General features: G+C 58.9%; 17 protein-coding genes. 8 read left to right on the plus strand and 9 right to left on the minus strand.

Annotation, left to right across the window (positions count from 1 at the left end):
* Positions 1 to 45: 45 nt before the first annotated feature.
* From EGK14_RS14100 to spy, 7 genes are all read left to right on the plus strand, one after another.
* A complete protein-coding gene (locus tag EGK14_RS14100) occupies positions 46 to 1,479 on the plus strand; it encodes a YchO/YchP family invasin (protein ID WP_199746440.1) in 1,434 nt (477 codons plus the stop codon).
* 91 nt (positions 1,480 to 1,570) lie between these two features.
* On the plus strand, positions 1,571 to 2,476 hold the full coding sequence (locus EGK14_RS14105; protein ID WP_125289729.1) for a bestrophin family protein: 906 nt from the start codon (positions 1,571 to 1,573) through the stop codon (positions 2,474 to 2,476).
* 437 nt (positions 2,477 to 2,913) lie between these two features.
* On the plus strand, positions 2,914 to 3,948 hold the full coding sequence (astA, locus tag EGK14_RS14110) for an arginine N-succinyltransferase (protein ID WP_125289730.1): 1,035 nt from the start codon (positions 2,914 to 2,916) through the stop codon (positions 3,946 to 3,948).
* Entirely contained in the window at positions 3,945 to 5,408 is a 1,464-nt protein-coding gene (astD, locus tag EGK14_RS14115) for a succinylglutamate-semialdehyde dehydrogenase (protein ID WP_125289731.1), read from the plus strand. Before astA ends, astD begins: the two co-directional genes overlap by 4 nt.
* Complete coding sequence (astB, locus tag EGK14_RS14120) at positions 5,405 to 6,730, plus strand: N-succinylarginine dihydrolase (RefSeq protein WP_125289732.1); 1,326 nt, start codon at positions 5,405 to 5,407, stop codon at positions 6,728 to 6,730. Before astD ends, astB begins: the two co-directional genes overlap by 4 nt.
* Positions 6,731 to 6,808: 78 nt before the next feature.
* Positions 6,809 to 7,807 carry a succinylglutamate desuccinylase gene (gene astE / locus EGK14_RS14125; RefSeq protein ID WP_125289733.1) on the plus strand — a complete coding sequence of 333 codons (999 nt, stop codon included), beginning with the start codon at positions 6,809 to 6,811 and terminating at the stop codon, positions 7,805 to 7,807.
* A 320-nt stretch (positions 7,808 to 8,127) separates the two neighbouring features.
* The gene (spy, locus tag EGK14_RS14130) at positions 8,128 to 8,613 is read left to right on the plus strand and encodes an ATP-independent periplasmic protein-refolding chaperone Spy (RefSeq protein WP_125289734.1); all 486 of its coding nucleotides are present in this window, start codon (positions 8,128 to 8,130) and stop codon (positions 8,611 to 8,613) included.
* A gap of 110 nt (positions 8,614 to 8,723) precedes the next feature.
* Here the strand turns inward: spy and cho are convergent, their stop codons facing one another.
* From cho to EGK14_RS14150, 4 genes are all read right to left on the minus strand, one after another.
* Positions 8,724 to 9,587 (minus strand): excinuclease Cho, encoded by an 864-nt coding sequence (gene cho, locus EGK14_RS14135; RefSeq protein WP_125289735.1) that lies wholly within the window; start codon positions 9,585 to 9,587, stop codon positions 8,724 to 8,726.
* A gap of 159 nt (positions 9,588 to 9,746) precedes the next feature.
* Positions 9,747 to 10,574, minus strand: a complete 828-nt coding sequence (gene nadE / locus EGK14_RS14140) for an ammonia-dependent NAD(+) synthetase (protein ID WP_125289736.1) — start codon at positions 10,572 to 10,574, stop codon at positions 9,747 to 9,749.
* 114 nt (positions 10,575 to 10,688) lie between these two features.
* Positions 10,689 to 11,882, minus strand: a complete 1,194-nt coding sequence (locus EGK14_RS14145; RefSeq protein ID WP_125289737.1) for a multidrug effflux MFS transporter — start codon at positions 11,880 to 11,882, stop codon at positions 10,689 to 10,691.
* Positions 11,879 to 12,460 carry a TetR/AcrR family transcriptional regulator gene (locus EGK14_RS14150; protein ID WP_125289738.1) on the minus strand — a complete coding sequence of 194 codons (582 nt, stop codon included), beginning with the start codon at positions 12,458 to 12,460 and terminating at the stop codon, positions 11,879 to 11,881. The genes EGK14_RS14145 and EGK14_RS14150 overlap by 4 nt, the downstream gene beginning before the upstream one ends.
* Before the next feature lie 189 nt (positions 12,461 to 12,649).
* On the opposite strand from EGK14_RS14150, the gene osmE reads away from it, so the two are divergent.
* Positions 12,650 to 12,985, plus strand: a complete 336-nt coding sequence (osmE, locus tag EGK14_RS14155; protein ID WP_125289739.1) for an osmotically-inducible lipoprotein OsmE — start codon at positions 12,650 to 12,652, stop codon at positions 12,983 to 12,985.
* A gap of 55 nt (positions 12,986 to 13,040) precedes the next feature.
* Here osmE and EGK14_RS14160 read toward each other — a convergent pair whose 3' ends face one another.
* The 5 genes from EGK14_RS14160 to EGK14_RS14180 all read right to left on the minus strand — a co-directional run bounded on the left by EGK14_RS14160 (position 13,041) and on the right by EGK14_RS14180 (position 19,630).
* A complete protein-coding gene (locus EGK14_RS14160; protein WP_125289740.1) occupies positions 13,041 to 13,460 on the minus strand; it encodes a DUF6515 family protein in 420 nt (139 codons plus the stop codon).
* A gap of 93 nt (positions 13,461 to 13,553) precedes the next feature.
* Positions 13,554 to 14,897: an MFS transporter gene (locus EGK14_RS14165; protein WP_125289741.1), complete on the minus strand. Its 1,344-nt coding sequence runs from the start codon at positions 14,895 to 14,897 to the stop codon at positions 13,554 to 13,556.
* A 175-nt stretch (positions 14,898 to 15,072) separates the two neighbouring features.
* Complete coding sequence (katE, locus tag EGK14_RS14170) at positions 15,073 to 17,337, minus strand: catalase HPII (RefSeq protein WP_125289742.1); 2,265 nt, start codon at positions 17,335 to 17,337, stop codon at positions 15,073 to 15,075.
* 147 nt (positions 17,338 to 17,484) lie between these two features.
* Positions 17,485 to 18,882 (minus strand): L-cystine transporter, encoded by a 1,398-nt coding sequence (locus EGK14_RS14175; RefSeq protein ID WP_125289743.1) that lies wholly within the window; start codon positions 18,880 to 18,882, stop codon positions 17,485 to 17,487.
* A gap of 157 nt (positions 18,883 to 19,039) precedes the next feature.
* Positions 19,040 to 19,630, minus strand: a complete 591-nt coding sequence (locus EGK14_RS14180; RefSeq protein ID WP_125289744.1) for a metal-dependent hydrolase — start codon at positions 19,628 to 19,630, stop codon at positions 19,040 to 19,042.
* Positions 19,631 to 19,889 lie beyond the last annotated feature (259 nt).

The following is a 19,889-nucleotide window of genomic DNA, read 5'->3' on the forward strand; positions in this document are numbered from 1 at the left end:
CAGGTTTCTTATTCAGAAAAAGGCTTTACGACCGCTGATAACGTGATGAAAAAAATAACTGCCTTCCCCATTCCCGCCAGAGCGCTGGTTTCAGCCGGGCTGCTGGCCCTGTCGCCGATTGCTCAGGCGCTGATGACGGAGACCCGCGTCGCCGACGCGTCTTTTGCCGATCCTGCCCGCTTCGCCCGTGAGCTGCCCGATCTCGGCAGCAGCAGCACCGGTTCGGATCAGGCGCTGGAAAAGCGTATTGCGCAGGCGATGAAAAGCATCGGCGAGGCCAGTATGAACAGCGATGAAGATAAATCGCTGAGCAGCGAGGCGGGCGCCTGGGCCTTTAATCATTTCCGCGACGAGGCGGCACGGCGCGTCGAAAACGAGGGGCAGCAGCTTCTTTCTCCTTACGGCCAGGCCAACTTATCGCTGCTGGTGGACAGCAACGGCAATTTCGACGGCTCGTCCGCGCAGCTGCTTACGCCGTGGCAGGATAACTATCAGTATCTGACGTTCAGCCAGCTGGGCGTTGAGCAGACGGATGACGGGCTGGTCGGCAATGCGGGGCTTGGCCAGCGCTGGCTGACCGGTAGCTGGCGGCTGGGCTATAACGCCTTTGTCGACGAGCTGTTTACCGAAAACCAGCGGCGCGGATCGCTGGGCGCAGAGGCCTGGAGCCACTATCTGCGCTTTTCTGCCAACTACTATCAGCCGCTTTCCGGCTGGCGGCAGCGTTCGGCAACGCAGGAGATGCGGATGGCGCGCGGCTATGACATCACCACGCAGGGCTATTTGCCTTTCTATCAGCAGCTCGGCGTCTCGCTCAGCTACGAGCGCTATCTGGGCGACAATGTCGATCTGTTCAACAGCGGTACGCAGAGCAGCAATCCTGCCGCGATCAAAGTGGGCGTTAGCTATACGCCGGTGCCGCTGTTTACGTTGACTGCCTCGCATAAGACAGCGGACAGCGGCGAAACGCAGGATCAGCTCGGGCTAAAAATGAACTATCAGATCGGTGTGGCGCTGAGCAAGCAGCTGTCGGCGGATAACGTGGCCGCCGCGCGTTCGCTCAGCGGCAGCCGCTACGACGCGGTAACGCGCAGTAATCTGCCGGTGATGGAGTTCCGCCAGCGCAAAACGCTGTCGGTGTTCCTGGCGACGCCGCCGTGGCAGGTGCAGCCGGGCGAAACGCTGCCCCTGAAGCTACAAATTCGCCAGGCGAATCCGCTGAAGGCGATTAGCTGGCAGGGCGATACCCAGGCGCTGAGCCTGACGCCGCCTGCCAACAACGTCAGCCCGGACGGCTGGAGCATTATTATTCCGGCCTGGGATAGCTCGCCGGAAGCAACTAACGAGTACCATCTGTCGGTGACCGTCGAGGACAGCAGGCAGCAGCGGGTGACCTCGAACTGGATCACCCTGAAGCTGACGCCGCCAGTAACCTTACAGTCTTCCGGCGCGGACTCGTTCAATCTGATGGCGCCCTGACCAGCACCTGATGTGTCGGTTATCACGGAAATAGCTGGGCAGGGCGGCCGGAATTTGCCACTCTTTCTAAAAAAATTTACGGCTGCTTATTATGATCGTCCGTCCTCATCGTCACTGGTTTGTTCGCCTTTTTTCCTGGCACGGCTCCGTGCTGCCCGGGATCCTGTTCCGGCTTGGCCTGAATCTGCTGATGTCAATCATCGCCATTTTCTGCCTGGACTGGTACGAAACCCTGGGCGTCAAGCTGACGCTGGCGCCCTTCAGCCTGCTTGGCGTCTCCATCGCTATCTTCCTGGGGTTTCGAAACAGCGTCTGCTACGCGCGCTTTTCAGAAGCGCGACAGCTCTGGGGCAGCCTGCTGATTACCTGCCGGGATATTCAGCGCCAGGTGCTGGCGATCTCGCCGACCGATGCGCCGCGTATCGCCGCTTTACTGATGGCTTTTTGCTATAGCCTTAAACACCAGCTCAGGCGTACCGATGCGCGGGAGGATCTCAACCGTTTTCTGGGCGATGAAGCCGAAGCTATCCTGCGGCGACGCGCGCGTACCAATGCGATTGAACTGGAAATATCCCAGTGGCTGGCCGACCAGCGTCGCAGCGGAGCGATTTCGGATATCGTTTACGCGCAGCTGGATAACAGCATTCATCAACTTTCGCTGGTGCTGGGCGGCTGTGAGCGGCTGGCCAGCGTGCCGGTGCCGTTCGCCTACGGTCTGCTGCTACACCGCACCGTTTACCTGTTCTGTACGCTGCTGCCTTTCGCGCTGGTGCCGGATCTGCACTATATGACGCCGCTGGTATCGGTTTTTATCGCCTATAGCTTTCTTTCGCTGGATACGCTGGCAGAAGAGCTGGAAATGCCTTTCGGCTACGCCAACAACCATCTGCCGATGGATGCGATGTGCACCAATATAGAAATCAATCTGCTGGAGATGAACAACCAGCGCGAACTCCCCGAAGCGCCGGTTCCGGACAGGTACTACCGCCTGACATAGGCACCAGCGTGATTTTTCATGCGTACTGCCTGTCTGATGCCGGGTAGCCGGCCCGTGCTATTTTCTGTTACCTGATACAGACCTGACGCGGGTGCCCGGCCCACGCTATTTTCTGGCGCATGCTGCACGCCTTAGGTGCACTACCTGTTGCAAGCGCCTGGTAATTGACGTTCGCGATCACAAAAACATTATTTACTGGTCCCGTTGCATAACCGTGCTGTTTTACCGTCTCGTCAGCCCGCGCCGCCTGCGCACTATTCACTTTATATGCAATTAAAGTGAATAGTGACACATCCTATCTGTTTGATTTTTCTTTTTATCACTTTTTTTATTCACTTTTGTACTGGCTGGCATAAAGCCTGCAACATACAGTGTGGTACACCAAATTAACATAATTGAAACTTTTAGTTTACCTGCCGTGTGCGAGGAGCGTTATCATGATGGTCATCCGTCCCGTAGAGCACGACGACCTGGCGCAGCTTATGACGCTGGCCGGTAAAACCGGCGGCGGGCTGACGTCGCTGCCTGCCGACAGCGCCACGCTGAGCGCAAGGATTGAGCGCTCAATGCAAACCTGGCGCGGCCAGCTACCGCAGGCCGATCAGGGTTATGTCTTTGTGCTGGAAGAGCTGGCGACGCGCCGGGCGATCGGGATTTGCGCCATCGAGGTGGCGGTTGGTATGCAGGATCCCTGGTATAACTTTCGCGTCGGTACCCAGGTGCACGCCTCGCGCGAGCTAAACGTCTACAAAGTGCTGCCGACGCTGTCGCTCAGTAACGATCACACCGGCAGCAGCGAACTCTGCACGCTGTTTCTCGATCCCGATTACCGCAGCGGCAAAAACGGCTATCTGCTCTCGAAATCCCGCTTTCTGTTTATGGCCGCCTTCCGCCACCGCTTTATGCAAAAAGTCGTGGCGGAGATGCGCGGCGTCAGCGACGAAAACGGCCATTCGCCTTTCTGGGAGAGCGTGGGCAGCCGCTTTTTTTCCATCTCTTTTACTACCGCCGACTACCTGAGCGGCACCGGCAAAAAAACCTTTATCGCCGAGCTGATGCCCAAGCATCCGCTTTATATCGACTATCTCTCTGCCGAAGCGCAGGCCACCATTGGGCAGACCCATCCGCAAACTGCACCGGCTCGCGCGGTGCTCGAGGCGGAAGGGTTTCGCTATCAAAACTATGTGGATATTTTTGACGGTGGCCCAACGCTGGAATGCGATATCGATCGCGTGCGGGCAATCCGCAAAAGTCGGCGGGTGCGCGCGGCGATCGGGCCGGCGGGGAGCGACAGGCTGCCGCTCTGCCTGGTGGGCAACGAGCGCTACGAAGATTTTCGCGTCGTGTTGCTCAACGCCGACCCACATGCAGACACGCTGGCGCTGACGCCGGAACAGGCGGCTGTTTTACGTTGCGGGCAGGGCGACAGCCTGCGCGTGGTCACTCTGGGCTGCGAGGAGAAAAAAGCATGACCCATTTTATTAACGGAGCGTGGTTGACCGGCGACGGAGACGCGCTCAGCAAGCAGGATCCGATTGACGCGCGGCCGCTGTGGCAGGGTCGGGCTGCCAGTCCGGCACAAATAACGACAGCGGTCGAAGCGGCCCGCGCCGCTTTTCCCGGCTGGGCAAAACGTCCCTTTGCGGAACGCGTAGCGCTGGCGGAGCGCTTTGCCACGCTGCTTTTGCAACATCAGGCGGAGCTGGCCGCCACTATCGCTCAGGAAACCGGCAAGCCGCGCTGGGAGGCCGCCACGGAAGTACAGGCGATGATCAATAAAATTGCCATCTCCGTCAGCGCTTATCACGCCCGCACCGGGGAAGCGCAGCAGGGCGACAGCGAGCTGCGGCACCGGCCGCACGGCGTGCTGGCGGTTCTGGGCCCGTATAACTTCCCCGGCCATCTGCCGAACGGGCATATCGTGCCCGCGCTGCTGGCCGGAAATACGCTGGTGTTTAAACCCAGCGAGCTGACGCCGATGACCGCCGAGCAGACGGTCAGGCTTTGGCAGCAGGCGGGGCTGCCGGACGGCGTGCTGAATCTGCTGCAGGGCGGCGGCGACTGTGGCAGGAGGCTGACGCAGTCATCGCTGGACGGCGTGCTTTTTACCGGCAGCGCGGCAACCGGCTATCAGCTGCACAGGCAGTTCGCCGGCCAGCCGGAAAAAATGCTGGCGCTGGAGATGGGCGGCAACAACGCGCTGATCGTCGAGGATCCGCAGTCGATCGATGCCGCTGTTCATCTTGCTATTCAATCGGCTTTTATCACGGCGGGGCAGCGCTGCACCTGCGCGCGTCGGCTGCTGGTGAAGCGTGGCGCGCAGGGCGATTCGTTTCTTGCCCGCCTGGCGGCGGTTGCGGCAAAAATCGAGCCGGGACGCTGGGACGCCGATCCGCAGCCTTTTATGGGCAGCGTGATTTCGCCGCAGGCGGCAGAGCACATTTACGGTGAATGGCAATTGCGCGTGGCGGCGGGCGGCGAGGTCCTGTTGCCAATGCGCTGGCCGTCGAAAACGAGCGCTATCCTGACGCCGGGCATCATCGACGTGACCGCGCTGACGCTGCCGGACGAAGAAGTATTTGGCCCGCTGCTGGCGGTGATCCGTTATGACGACTTCAGCCAGGCGATCCGCATCGCCAATGCCACCCGCTACGGTCTTTCCTGCGGGCTGATCTCGCCGCGTCGCGAGCTGTTTGATCGGCTGCTGATCGAGGCGCGAGCAGGGATCGTCAACTGGAACAAACCGCTGACCGGCGCGGCCAGCACCGCGCCTTTCGGCGGCATCGGCGCGTCCGGCAACCATCGTCCCGGCGCGTTTTACGCGGCGGACTACTGCGCATGGCCGCTGGCTTCGCTGGCCTCGGCCGATCTTTCGCTGCCCGCTGCGCTGTCGCCCGGCCTGGATTTCAGCCCCACAGGAGAAGCATCATGAGCGCCCGCGAAGTCAATTTTGACGGCCTGCCCGGTTTAACCCATCACTATGCCGGGCTGTCGTTCGGCAACGAGGCGTCCTCCCGCCATCAGCATCAGCTCTCTAACCCCAAACTGGCGGCAAAGCAGGGGCTGTTGAAGATGAAGACGCTGGCCGACAGGGGCTTTGCACAGGGCGTAATCCCACCGCATGAAAGGCCGAACATGGCGGCACTCCGCCAGCTGGGCTTCAGCGGCACCGAGCCGCAGGTGCTGGCCAAAGCGGCTGCACAAACGCCGATGCTGCTGTCGGCGGTCAGTTCCGCTTCGGCAATGTGGGTCGCTAACGCCGCTACCGTCTCGCCTTCCGCCGACAGCGCCGACAGCCGCGTGCACCTGACCGTGGCGAACCTGAACAACAAATTTCACCGCTCGCTGGAGGCGCCCACCACGAGCGCGATACTGCGCGCGATGTTCCGCGACGTCCGCCACTTCTGCGTCCATGACGCTTTGCCGCAGGTGGCGATGTTTGGCGATGAAGGCGCGGCTAACCATAACCGTTTTAGTGCGGGCTACGGCGAGCCGGGCGTACAGCTGTTTGTTTATGGACGCGAAGAGGGCGGCGGCGGCCTAATCCCGGCACGCTATCCGGCGCGGCAAACGCTGGAGGCAAGCCAGGCGGTGGCGCGGCTGCATCAGCTTGATCCGAACCGGACGCTGTTTGCGCAGCAGAATCCGGCGGTGATTGACCAGGGCGTATTCCACAACGATGTGATCGCCGTCAGCAATCAGCAGGTGCTGTTATGCCACGAGCTGGCTTTTCTGGAGCAGCAGGCGCTGTTCGATCGGCTGCGTGAAAGGCTGCCGGGCTTTACGCCGGTGGTGGTGCCGGATGCCCGGGTCAGCGTCAGCGACGCCGTCGCCACCTATCTGTTTAACAGCCAGCTGTTAAGCAAGCCGGACGGCAAAATGATGCTGGCGCTGCCGGAAGAGGCACGACGGCACGACGGCGTCTGGCGCTGGCTGAATGAACTCACGGAAGGCGGCGCGATCGACGAGCTGCACGTATTCGACCTGCGGGAAAGCATGGGCAACGGCGGCGGCCCGGCCTGCCTGCGGCTGCGCGTGGTGATGAACGAGGCGGAGCTGGCGGCGGTCAATCCGGCGGTGATGCTGACCGAGACGCTGTTTACCTTGCTCAATGCATGGGTGGATCGCCACTACCGCGACAGGCTTTGCCAGGCGGATCTGGCTGACCCGCAGCTGCTCACGGAAAACCGCGAAGCGCTGGATGAGCTGACTAAGATGCTAGACTTAGGAAGTATCTACTCTTTCCAACGCTAATCAGGGAGGAACAGGGCGCGTCGGCTGACCCCGGGCGCGCGCTGGCAGTCGCAGGGAGAACTATAATAAGGAGAACCTATGCAGGACTTTCTTCAGCAGACGTTAAGCACAGAGCCGCCTGCACAAGTTTCCGGCCGCAACGACCAGCTAAGCTGGCAGTGGCTGGATCACGGCATTCTTGAACTTAATCCGCATCGGCCCTGTACGCAGGCGCTGGTGATCTCCGCCGGGATCCACGGCAACGAAACCGCGCCCGTTGAAATCCTCAACCAGCTGGTTAGCGAGCTGTTGGCGGGCAAACGGCCGCTCAAAGCGCGCGTGCTGGTTATCCTGGGCAATCCGGAAGCGATCGCCAGCGGCAAACGCTATCGCCATTGCGATCTCAACCGGCTGTTTGGCGGCCGTTGGCAGCAGTACGACGACCATCCTGAAGCGCGCCGCGCCTGGCGTCTGGAGCAGGCGCTGGAGACGTTCTGGCAGGTCAGCTGCACCGAAGAAAGCCGCTGGCATCTGGATTTGCATACCGCCATTCGCGGCTCCTGGCACAGCCGCTTCGGCGTCATGCCGCTGCGTGAAACGCCCTGGCCGGACGCCTTCCTGCACTGGCTGAGCGCGGCCGGACTTGAGGCGCTGGTGTTCCATCGCTCGCCGGGCGGCACCTTCACCCACTACAGTTCGCAGCACTTTAACGCGGCCAGCTGCACGCTGGAGCTAGGCAAAGCGCTGCCTTTTGGCCGCAACGATTTAACGCTTTTTAGCGCCGCGCAAGATGCGCTGGCCGCCTTGCTCTCCGGCGAGCCTTTACCGCCCGTGGGCGAGCCGCCGCAGCGCTACCGGGTATCGCAGCAGATTACTCGTTTTACCGAGGCTTTCGTGCTGCATATGAACGCCGAAACGCTGAACTTTACCGCTTTCCCGCAGGGCACGCTGCTGGCGGAGGATGGTGACAAACGCTGCTACGTGCAGCAGGCGCGGGAGTATGTGCTTTTTCCCAATCCCGACGTGGCGAAGGGGCAGCGCGCTGGCCTGATGCTGGTGGAAGATAACGCCCATAATGAAACCAGCGGCAGCAGCTGATAACGCAACGACGCCGACCGGAACGCTTCACGCCAGCCCGTCGGCGGTCGTCCCTGCTTACTTTTTCCTTTCTCGTTCCTGTCGGCTGTATTACACTCCTCCATAATTTCTGCATTAAACGCGCTAAATACATATCCTTTTGCAATTCCTCACCCTAATCTTCGCATTCTCTCCATGATTGCTGCTTTTTTATCTTTTATGCTTTCAAGGCTTTACCCACGTTCCGACTACTTGACGTTCAGCGCAATAAACTGAATCCCGACATTACGACAACGCTGTCGTCACAGAAATGCAAAACAGAAATGCAAAAGGAAAATAGTATGCGTAAATTAACTTCTCTGGTTGTAGCTATGACACTGGCAATGGGCGCGGCGAATATTGTTCATGCCGCAGCAGATAACATCACCCCGGCACCGGCTGGCGCAGATAAACCCATGATGCACAAGCCGCCTCGCCACGGTGGGCCGCACGAGATGTTCAAAGGCCTGAACCTGACCGACGCGCAGAAAGAGCAGATGCGCAGCATCATGAAAGAGGCGCATAAAGAGATGCCGCGTCCTTCTCTGGAAGAGCGCCGCACGCTGCACAGCATTATCGCGGCCGACAGCTTCGACAAGGCCAAAGCGGAAGCGCAGGCGGAGAAAATGTCGGCTAACGGCAAAGCCCGTGCGCTTTCCATGCTGGAAACGCAGAACAAAATGTATAACGTGCTGACGCCGGAGCAGAAAAAACAGTTCAATGCGAACTTTGAAAAACGTCTGACCGAGAAACCGCACCACGGCGAGCCTGCGCCAGCCGCTGAATAAGCCTTAGCCGCCGGGCGTGTTCGTCCGGCAGGCCACGCCTGAGACCGCCGACGTTGTTTCCTGAACCAGGGAGCAGCGTCGGCGGTTTCGTTTATCTGGCTGACGCCGCGTCAGCCAAGCGGAACGATGGGGAACTTGCCGCTGACGATGGGCTTGCAGAGGATTTTATAGCCATCGCTGTCGAAACCCTGCGGCGTGGAGGTCAGTTTGCCCGCCTCGCTGAGATCATCCACCGATCCCAGGTAAAACCAGTTATTGATCACATGGATCTGCGTTTTCAGCGGGCCTTCCTCCACCACGCCGACCGCGCCCTCCCAGGGCCAGCACTGCACGCGCACGCGTTCCAGCGCGGCCAGCAGCCTCTCGTGATGGGCTTCCGGCGTCTCTTTACCGCAGCAGGCGCCCGCACAGCGGCCCAGGCTGGCGCGAAAACAGGCGCGCCCTTTGCTGACGTTCTCCAGCCCCAGCAGGCCCAGGCAGAGCCGCTGCTCGTCGGCAATTTTCTGTAGCGTTTCCAGCGCCGAGCGACGGCTGGAGTAAAGGCCGAACAGATCGGAAGTATGGGAAAAATCGACTTCTTTGGCGTAGACCACGCTGGGCTTCAGGTCGCTTATCAGCAGCGAGCAAAGCTGGCGGTTTTTGCGCAGGCGCTTATTGAACAAAGGCTGCTGCACCTTGATCATCTGCGCTTCCAGCAGCAGCGCACCCAGTTCGCCAGCCGTGGTGATATAGCTGACGTAACGCGCCTGGCGCAGCATTTTCGCCTCGTCCGGCGTACGGAAATGGGACATCACCCGGCTGCGCAAATTGACGCTTTTACCGATATAAAGCGGCAGGGATTCGCTGTCGCCATGAAAGGTATACACGCCGGGCAGAGAAGGCAGACCTTCAAGCGAAGGCCGCAGGTGTTCGGGATACTGATAAATTGCCGCCGGTTCAAAAGACAGGCGATGGCTGGCTTGACGTCTGACCACATTGCACTCCGCTTACTGTTTGCTTATACAGTGTATCAGGCGTTTGCTGGATAAAAAAGAGTCGGATCGCGCTGGTAATCAACACGCCGCTGACGGCAAGCAACGAAAAGAGGGAAAATAACGTAAAAAAGCGGGCGGCCGCAAAGCCGCCCGGCGGGCTTATTTCTTCCAGAAGTCATCAAATACGGTAATCGGCGGACGGCGTTTGTGCTCGGTTTTCAGATACCAGCCCTCAATGATCTTCGCCGCGTCGTCGGCAATCTTCTTGCCTTCCAGATACTGGTCGATCATCTCATAGGTCACGCCCAGCGCCACTTCATCCTGCAAACCGGGACGATCGTCCTCCAGATCGGCGGTCGGCTGTTTAAGGTAGAGGTGCTCCGGGCAGCCCAGCGCTTTCAGCAGCTGTTTGCCCTGGCCTTTGTTCAGGCGGAACAGCGGGTTAATATCCGTGCCGCCGTCGCCGTACTTGGTAAAGAAGCCGGTCACCGCTTCCGCCGCGTGATCCGTTCCCACCACTACGCCAGAGGTCATGCCGGCGATGCTGTACTGCGCCTTCATCCTTTCACGCGCTTTTTCATTACCACGCACGAAATCAGAGAGGTTGATACCCGTATCGCGCAGCGCTTTTTCGCTGGCCAGCACCGCTTCCTTGATGTTAACCGTCAGTACGCGATCGGCCTGAATAAACTGCAGCGCATCCTGGCAGTCCTGTTCGTCCGCCTGGTTGCCATAGGGCAGACGCACGGCGATAAACTGATAGTCCTGATTGCCGGTCTCTTCACGCAGCTCACTGATGGCGAGCTGACTGAGCTTGCCGGCCAGCGTGGAGTCCTGACCGCCGCTGATACCCAGTACCAGCGACTTAATAAACGGGTAAGCCTTCAGGTACGCTTTCAGAAAGTCGACGCTGGTGCGAATTTCCTGCTGTGCATCAATGGTGGGTTTAACCCCCAGCGCTTCGATAATTTCCTGTTGCAGAGCCATTTACCTCTCCTCAGATTTAGTGTCAGGGCAGTTGCCGAAAACCTCTGTCTTAAAATTAACGTGCCAGGCGCGAAACAACAAGGTTGAACCCGCTATTTACGCGCCTTTTATTGATTAATCAGGCTTTTTCGGTTTTTGCGCCACCAAAACGAACATGGCGATGGCCAGCATATAGCAGCCGAAGATGGTGGCGGTCATGGTCAACACCGAGGTGCCGCCGATACCCGTCACCGGCACGGCGATGCCGCCCAGGGTAAACATCACTACGCCCAGCACGGCGGAAGCGCTGCCGGCGCGATGGCCCTGACTCTGCATCGCCAGCGAGGCGGCAGCCACGCCGACCGCGCCGTTGCTCGCCACGCTAAAGAACAGGGCGACCAGTACGAAAGGCAGCGCCGCGCCGCTCAGACCGGCCAGCAGCAGGCTGGCGGAGGAGACAAAGGCCAGCACCAGCGCGCCTTTCACCACGCGATATTCACCCCACAGCGGGCTGAGGCGCGCGCTGGTTTGCGAAGCGATAATCAGGCCAATACCGTTGGCGGCGAAGCAAAAGCTGAACGCCTGCGGCGAAAGGCCATAAATCTGCTGCAGAACAAAAGGCGAAGCGCCGATATAGGCAAACATCCCGGCCATCATAAAGCCCTGGGTCAGGCAAAAACCCATAAAGGGACGGTGGATAACCACCTGACCCAGCGCGGCCCACGCGGAAAGCAGGCTGCCCTGGCTACGGCGTTCCGGCGTCAGGGTTTCACGCAGTTTTACGCGCGCCAGGATAAACAGCAGCAGCGCGATAACGGCAATCACCATAAACAGGCCGCGCCAGCTCAGCAGCGTCATCAGCGCGCCGCCCAGCACCGGCGCGGCGACGGGTGCCAGGCCGTTGACCAGCATCAGCAAAGCAAAGAAACGCGTCAGGTCGTGGCCGCTGTACATATCTCTGGCGATAGCGCGGGAGAGCACCGCGCCGCCTGCGCCGGAAAGTCCTTCAAACAGGCGCGCCAGCAGCAGCTGGTGGATAGTCTGCGCCATCGCGCAGCCGACCGAGGCGATCAGCAGCAGCGCCAGCGACAGCAGCAGCGGCTTGATGCGGCCATATTTATCGCTCATCGGGCCGAAAATCAGCTGGCCGGCACCGAGGCCGATCAGGCCGGCGGTAAGACTAAGCTGGGCGGTGGCGGTAGGCGCGGCCAGGTCGCGGGCAAGCGCAGGCAGGGCAGGTAAATACAGGTCGATGCAAAGCGGCCCGAGTGCTGCCAGCAGACCGAGCGTAATGGCATAGCCAAACCGGTTGGGGTGTGCAGATGTCATGGATCCTCTGTTGTGAAAAGTAGTGCGTTGATGTGTTGGTAAAGCTGGTAAAGGCGCTCCGCCGACGCTTTCTGCGGCGTCAGGCGTCGCCAGGCCGTGCCTTCCGTCAGGACGGCCATGACCTCTACGCAGGCACGCACCTGTTCATCGCTCATAGCGGGATGGTCGCGCTTTACGTTAAGGCAGGCCTGGGTAAACATGCGGTGGTCGGCCTCCGCCATCATGCGGGCCACGATCGGATTGCGCGTCGCTTCCGCCGCAACTTCCTTCATCAGCGCCTCGTCGTCTTCGTTAAGCGCGTGACGCCAGGCAAGCAGGCGAGGCAGATCGGCGGTAGCGGTCTCTTTGATATGGTGCAGGCGGGCATCGATAATACGCCTGACCATCTCCTCGATAATCGCGTCTTTGCTGGCGAAATAGCGATAGATTTGGCCGACGCTAAGCTGCGCCTCGGCGGCCAGCTGCGCCATGCTGGCCCCGTGAAAGCCGGACTGGCGGAAGCAGCGCCGACCGGCGGCGATAATTTCGTCCTGACGCTGCCGATGGCGGGCGTCGCGGGTTGGATTGGGTTGGCTCATAATCCCTCACGCTGGGCAATGGCAAAAGGCGCAGGCGCCTTTTGAGAATGAACGTTCATTCTCAATAGCGGCATTATAAGCGTCTTTATCCGGCCGGGGTAAGGTCTTTTTTTCTGCCATAAAGTTGATAACTCTGCATTTCTGTTCCAGGATTAAAGCGACATGGACAATAAATGAGGAATAAAAAACATGAACAAGGTAACAGGACTTATCGGTGCGGCAGTGGCGCTTGCTGTATTATCCGGCTGTTCAGCTTATGACCGCGCGGAAAGCTATGTCACCAAGCCTGTGGTACAGGACGTGAAAAAAGGCATGACCCGCCAGCAGGTTCGCGATATTGCCGGTCCGCCTTCGACTGAAATCACCATGGTTCACGCTCGCGGCACCTGCCAGACCTACGTGCTGGGCCAGCGTGACGGCAAACAGCAGACCTACTTTGTCAGCTACAGCGACACAGGCCGCGTAATGAACTACGGCTTCCAGAGCTGCAAAGAGTACGATACCGATCCGCAGGTTAATCAGTAATCGCCTGACGAAGTAAAGAAAAAACCGGCCTTGCCGGTTTTTTTATGGGCGTTGCCTACAGGCCTGACGGTCGCGGCACTTCCAGATAGCGTCCGTCGATATCGCGGCGATAGAAGTGGCCTTCCTGCACGTAGAAGCGTTCACCGTTATAATCAAGCGCGCGCATATCGCTGCTGAAGCGCTCTACCGGCGGCTGCACCACCACATAGGTGTTATCGTGCTGGCGCTGGTAGTAGTTGCCGTTGAGCGCATAGTAAGTCAGGCCGCCGATAATCACCGCCGCCGCGGCTCCCGGTAAAAAAGAAAGCCTGCCCGGCCCAGGGCCGCGATCCCAGCCGTGACCACGATCCCAACCGTGTCCGCGATCCCAACCGTGACCGCGATCCCAGCCTGGTCCCCAGCCGCCAGGATGCGCAGCCACCAGCGTCGGCGACAACAGCGTTAAGGCGAACAAAGCGCTTATCACCTTTTTCATACAGTTTCTCCTGGTCTTCACTGCCGCTAACATTACTCCGGGGCGGTGAAAACGCAAGCGGCGGCTGCGCCTGTTGCGGGTTGCTTACACTGCTTAACGTATTCTTAACTCTGCCTCCATGTTAGCTGCCAGATCGGGACTGACGGGCGGCGTTGCCGTCAGCTTTTTCGCCGGTTGCAGCAGCGTCATCGCCAGCATGCTGCCGAAGGCAATGGCCGCCGTCGCGCTGAACATCGCGTTGTAGCCGAAATGCTCCGCCAGCCAGCCGCTCAGCATTGGCGACAGGATCGACGCCAGGTTGGCGATGGCCAGCGTCATCCCGCTATAGGTGCCGACCGTGGATTTCGGCGTGACGTCAATCACCACCGACCAGTAAACGTTATTTACCAGCGCGTTCAGGGCGTTGCCCAGCGTCATCAGCAGGATAATCCCGGCGGCGGAAGTCATCCACGGGATGGCCATAAAGCAGAGCCCGGTGCAAAACAGCCCGACGGCGGCAAAGAGATTGCGCGCCAGCCGCAGGTTACCGGAGCGTTTCAGCAGCGTATCGGCGATCTTGCCGCCCAGCAGCACGGTAATACAGGCGCCGCTCCACGGGATCATCGCCACATACCAGAGCGAGTGCAGATCGTAGTGAAAGCTGTCCTGTAAATATTTTGGCCCCCAGGTGACCAGGGTAAAGGTGACATACAGGAAAGAAAAATAGCCCAGCGCGTTGCAGACCAGCGTGCGGCTGGTGAAAAAGCGCCACCACGGCAGGCGCGGCCCGGCGGCACTTTGTTGCTGGCCCTGCATAATCAACTCGCGCTCCGCCTGGCCGGTGCGCGGCTGCTGCATCGGGCTGTCGGTGAAAATCCGCGCGAAAATCACCATAGCGATCAGCGAGAAAACGCCGAGCAGGATAAACATCAGCCGCCAGTCGTTGGTCAACAGCAGCAGGCCCACGGCAATCGGCGCCGTCAGCAGCGCGCCTACCTGGGTGCTGAGTAAGCCGATGCCCAGCGCCATGCCGCGCTCGTTATCGGGCGCCCAGTGCGCGATAGCTTTGTTCATCAGCGCATAGGCCGGGCCTTCGGCAAAGCCGAACAGGATACGCATTACGGCAAAGCCCATAATGGCCGAGCCGCCAAACAGCGCCACGCCCAGCTCTCCCGCCCAGGCGGTGGCGATCTCCAACAGCGACCAGAGCACACCCGCCAGCAGCCAGACTTTTTTTGTGCCCAGCCGATCGGCCAGAAATCCGCCGCAGAGCGAGCCGAACAGATAGCCAAAGCCGAAATAGCTCAGCACCACGCCCAGCTCCGTTTTGCTGAAATGAAATTCCGCAGAAATGGCGTTTGCCGCGAAGGAGAGCGCGCCGCGATCGATATAATTGATCAGCGCGATAAAAAACAGCATGGCGAAAATGCGGTAGCGATAGCGGGTGTCGACTCTCATGGATCTTCTCCTGAACAACGAGTGGTATCAGGAAGAAGCAAGTTCAGTGCCACAGTGTAAAGATCGGATAAGGCGCGGGCGAAAGGCGCTTTATGCCCGCTAATCGGCAGAAGATGCCAAATAAAAAGGCGCAGCCGCTACCGGCTGCACCTTCAGTGAACAAACGCCCGGTGGATTAAGCCGGAACGCTTAGCGCCTTCTGGCTGCGCGACCAGACGCGGTGCGCGGCCATCGCGGCCAGGAATTCGCTCATCAGCACGCCTTCAGCTTTATCATCTTCGATTACGCCTTCCTCGCGCTCGCTGTCGCCCAAACCGAACTGCGATTTGAAGCGACGGGCGTCGCCGCTCAGGCCAATGACTTTCAGATGCTTGTAGGCTTCCAGCAGGAAGTAACGGGCATCGCCGCTGAGCAGCAGCGCGTCAATGTTACCATCCGGCACGATAACCGCATCAAAGGTCAACGACGGCAGGCCGCTAAAGGTGGCGTCAATCGGCAGATTAGAACCGTCGTCGGCTCGCACCTGGCCCATATGGCGCGCCAGCAGCTTGGCGTGCACGCCCTGCGCCTTCAGCTCCTGCAAAATAGCCAGCACGTCTGCCGCCACTACGCCGTCGCTTACCAGCAGCGCCACCTGGCGGCCTTTGATTGAGCCGCTCGGTACGGCATAAAGGCTCAGGCTGGCATCTTTTTTCAGGCCGTTAACGTCTTTCGGCGGCGCGGTGTGCATCTGCTCATCGGACAGCGCGATGCCCAGGTTCTCCGCCACGCCGTTAGCCAGCGAAACGTCGATACGCACCAGATGATCCACAACGCGCTCGCGGATATAGGCACGGGCCACCTTACTCAGCTCAAAAGAGAAGGCATCAATAATGTGCTGCTGCTCAACGGGCGTCTGGCTGTTCCAGAACAGGCGCGGCTGCGAGTAGTATTCGCCGAAAGAAGGGCTGCGCTCGCGCACTTTATGCCCTTCGATCCGCTCCTGATAGCTTTCAAATCCGCCGCGATGCGGTGCCGGCGGCGTTTCACGCGGCCAGTTATCGTTGATGGAGTTCGGCTCGTAGTTGGCCGGGTTAGTATCGATATCCGTGCGGTGCATCCCCTGACGCTGGAAATTGTGATAAGGGCAGGTCGGACGGTTAATCGGAATTTCATGGAAGTTAGGGCCGCCAAGACGGCTGATCTGCGTATCGGTATAGGAGAACAGGCGGCCCTGCAACAGCGGATCGTTGGTGAAATCCAGACCGGGCACGATGTGGCCGGGATGAAAAGCAACCTGCTCGGTCTCGGCGAAGAAGTTGTCCGGATTACGGTTCAGCACCATCTTACCGACCAGCTGCACCGGCACCAGCTCTTCCGGGATCAGCTTGGTCGCGTCCAGCAGATCGAAATCGAATTTGAATTCATCCTCTTCCGGGATCAGCTGTACGCCCAGCTCATATTCCGGATAGTCGCCCGCCTCAATGGCTTCCCACAGATCGCGGCGATGGAAATCGGGATCGCGGCCGGTGAGCTTTTGTGATTCGTCCCACAGCAGCGAAGCTTTGCCCGCTACCGGTTTCCAGTGGAAGCGCACAAAAGTCGCTTTTCCCTCGGCGTTGATAAACCGGAAGGTGTGAATGCCGAAGCCTTCCATCGTGCGGTAGCTGCGCGGTATGCCGCGATCGGACATTGCCCAAATCACATTGTGCAGCGTTTCCGGCTGTAGCGAGACGTAATCCCAGAAGGTATCGTGCGCGCTCTGGCCCTGCGGAATTTCATTGTGCGGCTCGGGTTTTACCGCATGCACGAAGTCCGGGAATTTATGCGCGTCCTGAATAAAGAACACCGGCGTATTGTTGCCGACTAAATCGAAAACGCCTTCGTCGGTATAGAACTTGGTGGCCCAGCCGCGAATATCGCGTACGGTATCCGCCGAGCCTGCGCCGCCCTGAACGGTAGAGAAACGCACGAAAACCGGCGTCTGCTTCTCAGGATCGCGCAGGAAATCGGCCTTGGTGATATCGCTCATATCACGATAGGGCTGGAAATAGCCGTGCGCCGCTGAACCACGGGCATGGACGATACGTTCAGGAATTCGTTCGTGGTCAAAATGGGTGATCTTTTCGCGCAGGATAAAATCTTCCAGCAGCGTCGGGCCACGGGTACCGGCACGCAGCGAGTTTTGGTCGTCAGCGATACGCGTACCCTGATTGGTAGTCAGCGGGAAATTCTCGCCGCCTTTACGGAAGGTTTCCAGCGCGTCCAGCTTGGCATTACTTGTCTCGGGCGCTTTCAGGCTGCCGGGCGCAGTAGGCTGCTTGCCGGGCGGCGTTGGCTCAGAAAGCGGCTTATGCGAGCCATCGGCGGGTGCCAGCGAATCCATTCCCGGCTTTGCGGAATCTGGCCCGGTTAACGGGGCATTATGGGTGATTTCCTTGTTATCGGTTTCTTTCGACATGCTCACTTGCTCCTGTGATGTGTGTTTCTAACCATTAACTATAGAACAGTGCGCGAGGTACGCCCGGAAACCGAAGGGTTATGTTTAGCAGACAATAAAAAGGGCCGCTGAGCGGCCCCTGAACAGGTTACATAAGCAACATTTTGCTTAACGATGCGCCAGTTCGGCTTCGTTGTCCGCTTCCGCGTCCAGCAGAGATTTATCGGTCTGCTTCAGCCACTGACTGGTCAGCATTCCTGCCGTCATCGAACCATTAACGTTAAGCGCGGTGCGGCCCATATCGATCAGCGGTTCGATCGAAATCAGCAGCGCCACCAGCGTGACCGGCAGACCCAGCGTTGGCAGAACGATCAGCGCGGCAAAGGTCGCGCCGCCGCCCACGCCCGCTACGCCAGCAGAGCTTAGCGTAACAATGCCGACCAGCGTGGCGATCCAGACTGGATCGAACGGGTTGATGCCTACCGTTGGTGCAACCATCACCGCCAGCATGGTGGGGTACAGCCCGGCACAGCCGTTCTGACCGATAGTAGCGCCGAAAGAGGCTGAAAAGCTGGCGATCGATTCCGGGATGCCAAGGCGGCGGGTTTGCGCTTCCACGCTCAGCGGAATGGTCGCCGCGCTGGAGCGGCTGGTAAAAGCAAAAGTGATAACCGGCCAGACCTTGCGGAAAAAACGCTTAGGATTAACGCCGTTAACAGAAAGCAGCAGCGCGTGCACCGCAAACATAATCGCCAGACCCAGATAAGAAGCAATGACAAAACTGCCCAGCTTGACGATATCCGCCAGGTTAGAGCTGGCGACTACTTTGGTCATCAACGCCATTACGCCGTAAGGCGTCAGCTTCATAATCAGACGCACCAGCTTCATTACCCATGCCTGAAGCACGTCGATGGCAGCCAGTACGCGTTCGCCTTTCGGTTTGTCGTCACGCAGTAAATGCAGGGCGGCGACGCCCAGGAAAGCGGCAAAAATCACTACGCTGATAATAGAGGTTGGATTGGCCCCGGTCAGATCGGCGAAAGGATTTTTCGGCACGAAAGAGAGCAGCAGCTGCGGCGCGGAAAGGTCAGCCACTTTACCGATATAGTTAGACTGAAGCGCGGACAGGCGCGCGGTTTCCTGCACGCCCTGTACCAGGCCGCTGGCGTTAAGCCCAAACAGCCAGGTAACAAAAACGCCCACCAGCGCGGAAATCGCCGTAGTGAACAGCAGCACGCCGATAGTCAGCACGCTGATTTTGCCCAGCGACGATGCGTTATGCAAACGGGCGACGGCGCTAAGAATCGAAGCGAACACCAGCGGCATGACGATCATCTGCAACAGCTGTACATAGCCGTTGCCGACAACGTTGAACCAGTTAATGGATTCTTTCAATACCGGGTTATCCGCACCGTAAATAGTGTGCAGGATCAACCCAAACAGCACGCCTACGACCAGGCCCAGCAGCACTTTTTTCGCCAGGCTCCAGCTGGCATTGCCGCTTTTAGCCAGTAGCCCCAGCAGCAGAATAAACGCCGCCAGGTTTGCAATTAATGGAAAATTCATCCCCAGATCTCCTTTTTTGACGAGGCATCAGCGGCCTCGTCAGTAAGCTATTTTTATTGCGTATCGGATACGCGTTGGGGCGATGGTAGCAGCTCGCGGAGAGACGCCCATATAATCAAAAGGAATAGTTTATAATTTATTGAATAAAATCGGTGGCTTATTGCGCTATCTGGTGGTTTATAAAACGCGTGACGCTGTTTTGCACCCGATCGATCGTCTCCAGGGGCCAGCTTGCCGCACCAAAAGAGGGCGATCCGGCCGGGAACCATAACGCCAGTGCAACCAGCGTCAGGCAGAGCATACGCTCCATCTGATTGCCGTTGCGGCTGTGCAGCAGCGGCAGGCGAAAACGCCAGCGGCAGGGCCACAGCAGCGGTACGCCGGCAGGCGTAAGCATATCCGCAACAATATGGCTGAGGTAGCCCAGCACCATGCCCTGAAAGACATCGGCGGGCAGTACCCATTCCTGCGGCAGTTTTAGCTGAAGCAGCGCCACGCCACCGATGACGGCCAGCAGGCTGTGGGTAAAGCCCCGATGCCCAAAGGCGCGCGCAATGGGCTGCGACAGCCAGCGAAAACGCTGACCAAGGGTAGAGCGCGGGTGATCGATATCCGGCAGCAGGCAGGTAAGCAGCGTGGCGGGAATAACGTGCCACCAGTCGCCATCACCAAGAACGGGCGTCAGGTCGGCGCGCTTGGCAAAAATCGCGCTGGCGATAGCAAAAATAACGTGGCCTTCGGCCGTCATGGAAAACGCTCGGTAACTGAACTGTCAATGCATCCAGTATAGGGGATATATACAGTAGAATAAATATGTGACGCTGTAACGAAAGGTTAATATTTTCTTTACGTCTGTGCGTTAACCACCGGTGAATAAACGTAGCGGTCGCCGCTAGTATAAGCTGGCAGGCGACGTAATGGCATCAGTACTGTTGATTGAGAGGCTGAACGTGCAAAGGCCTCCATTTTATTGCCGGGTGAAAAATAGCATCAGGCTGTATCTGTTT

This window comes from Erwinia sp. 198 (assembly GCF_003937915.1).
In the GTDB taxonomy this organism is placed as follows: domain Bacteria; phylum Pseudomonadota; class Gammaproteobacteria; order Enterobacterales; family Enterobacteriaceae; genus Erwinia; species Erwinia aeris.